Source organism: Elstera litoralis (genome assembly GCF_000963705.1).
GTDB lineage: Bacteria > Pseudomonadota > Alphaproteobacteria > Elsterales > Elsteraceae > Elstera > Elstera litoralis.
On the sequence record NZ_LAJY01000461.1, the window covers coordinates 1 to 2,273 of the forward strand.

Annotated in this window: 2 protein-coding genes; both read right to left on the reverse strand. The window is 63.4% G+C overall.

Annotated elements, in window-relative coordinates; translation table 11 throughout:
• The coding region (gene glyS, locus VZ95_RS15765) for a glycine--tRNA ligase subunit beta (protein WP_045776711.1) at positions 1 to 1,127 on the reverse strand (1,127 nt) is incomplete at its 3' end.
• 19 nt (positions 1,128 to 1,146) lie between these two features.
• Positions 1,147 to 2,022 carry a glycine--tRNA ligase subunit alpha gene (locus tag VZ95_RS15770; protein WP_045776712.1) on the reverse strand — a complete coding sequence of 292 codons (876 nt, stop codon included), beginning with the start codon at positions 2,020 to 2,022 and terminating at the stop codon, positions 1,147 to 1,149.
• Between the last annotated feature and the right edge of the window lie 251 nt (positions 2,023 to 2,273).

The following is a 2,273-nucleotide window of genomic DNA, read 5'->3' on the forward strand; positions in this document are numbered from 1 at the left end:
TTGGCGTGGAACACGCGGCTCGTGAGCTTTTCCGCCCAAACTTCCAGCCGAACCTTGCGGTCCTGATCCCAGAAGAAGCGCGCATCGGACAAGCGGGCGCGCAGCACGCGCTGATTGCCCGACACAATCGCCGCCCCGCCATCGCGCGCCACCATATTGGCGACGACGACGAAATAGGGCGCGATTTTGGCGTCGCCCTCGGCGGCATCTTGCGGCACTAGGGCGAAATATTTCTGATGCTCGCGCATGGAGGTGGTCAGCACTTCGGCGGGCACGGCCATGAAGGCATCATCGATCCGGCCCAGGAGCGGCACCGGCCATTCGACCAGCCCGGCCACTTCTTCCAGCAAGGCGGCATCGGGCTTCAGGCGGCAGTTCACCGAGGCCGCGAGCGTTTCGGCTTCCGTGAGGATCAGGCGCTTGCGCTCTTCCCGGTCCAGCATCACGAAACCCGCGCGCAGCTTGGCCTGATAGTCGGCGGCATCTGTCACCGAAACAGCATCGGGTGCCAGGAAGCGGTGCCCGAAGGTCTGGTTGCCAAACGGCAGATAATTGAGGTCGCCCGCATCGCCTGACGCGCGATAGCCCGGCTGTTCACCGCCCTCGACATTGCGGCCCAGATGCAACCCGCCGGGCAGGCTCTGCCCGTCGAACAGCGCCAGAATCGAGCGCAAGGGGCGCACCCAGGCGAGGCGCGTATCGCGCCAGCGCATCGATTTCGGCCATGTATAGCCCAGGATCAGGCCGCAGATCAGCTCCGGCAGCACATCGCGCGTCGGGCGGCCCTGGATGTGGGTCACGGCAAACAGCACCGCACCCTTATCGGTGTCGCGGGTTTCAAGCTGGTCGCGCGTGAGGCCGGTCGATTTGAGGAAGCCCTGAATCGCCCCCGCCGGCGCATCGGCGCGTGGGCCTTTGCGCTCTTCCGACCGATCCGGTTGCGCCGTGGGCAGGCCGGTAGCGTGGAAGGCAACGCGGCGCGGCGTGACCCAGACCGCGAGGCTTTCAGGCGCAAGGCCCGCCTCGGTCAACGCGGCAGCCAGTCGGTCGCGCAGCTCTTCCGCCGCCCGCGCCTGCATGCGCGCCGGGATTTCTTCGGAAAAGAGTTCGAGCAGCAAATCGGCCATTATTCAGTTCCTGACGAGTTTACGCGCCGCGTACGGCAAGCCAGCCTTCGCAACACCCTTTGGAGAGGGCGCGCACCCGGCCGATATAGGCGGCGCGTTCCGTGACCGAGATCACGCCGCGCGCATCGAGCAGGTTGAAGGTGTGGCTGGCTTTGATGGCTTGGTCATAAGCGGGCAGCGGCAGATTGACGGCCAGCAGCTTCTGGCATTCGGCTTCCGCCTCATTAAAGTGCCGGAATAGCACTTCCGTATTGGCGTGCTCGAAATTATAGGCGCTGAACTGCTTTTCATTCTCTAGGAACACGTCGCCATAGGTCTTCCGGCCAGGGCCTTTGACGCCGTTCCAATCGAGATCATAGACGTTCTCGACGCCCTGCACATACATGGCGAGGCGTTCCAGCCCGTAGGTGAGCTCGGCGCACACCGGATTGGCCTCTATGCCGCCGACCTGCTGGAAATAGGTGAATTGGGTGACTTCCATCCCATCGCACCACACTTCCCAGCCGAGGCCCCAGGCCCCCAGCGTCGGGCTTTCCCAATCGTCTTCAACGAAGCGAATATCGTGCTCGGCGGGGTCGATACCCAGCGCCTTCAGGCTTTCCAGATACAGCGCTTGCGGGTCGACCGGCGAGGGCTTCAGGATCACCTGGAACTGATAATAATGCTGCAAGCGGTTGGGGTTCTCGCCATAGCGCCCATCGGTCGGGCGGCGCGAGGGCTGAACATAGGCCACATTCCACGTATCCGGCCCCAAAGTGCGCAGCGTGGTCGCGGGATGAAAAGTTCCGGCCCCGACTTCGACATCATAGGGCTGCAACAATGCACAGCCTTGGCTTGCCCAAAAGCTTTGCAGCGTCAGGATCAGCGATTGAAACGGAAGCGGGCCGGACGCCATCCTATGACCTTTCGGTGACACAGCGAAAATCGCGCGCACCTTAGTCTGCCGGTGCCGCGTAAATCAAGCGCTCTCCCGCGCCGCTTTTGCGTTGCAACCGAAACGATTTCTCGGGTTTTGGGGGACTAAGGCGCGTGCGGGCAGGTGGAGCGCCCGCAGGAGCGGGCATTGCGCACCGGAACATAGGTGTCGCAGAAGGTGCACTTGCGCAAATCTTCCATCTGTCCTGCGCCCTCGGCAGAGCGCGCGGC

Bases quoted from the DNA above. Each gene is read 5' to 3' on its own strand.
- VZ95_RS15770 (WP_045776712.1), bottom strand. From the start codon at position 2,022: ATGGCGTCCGGCCCGCTTCCGTTTCAATCGCTGATCCTGACGCTGCAA.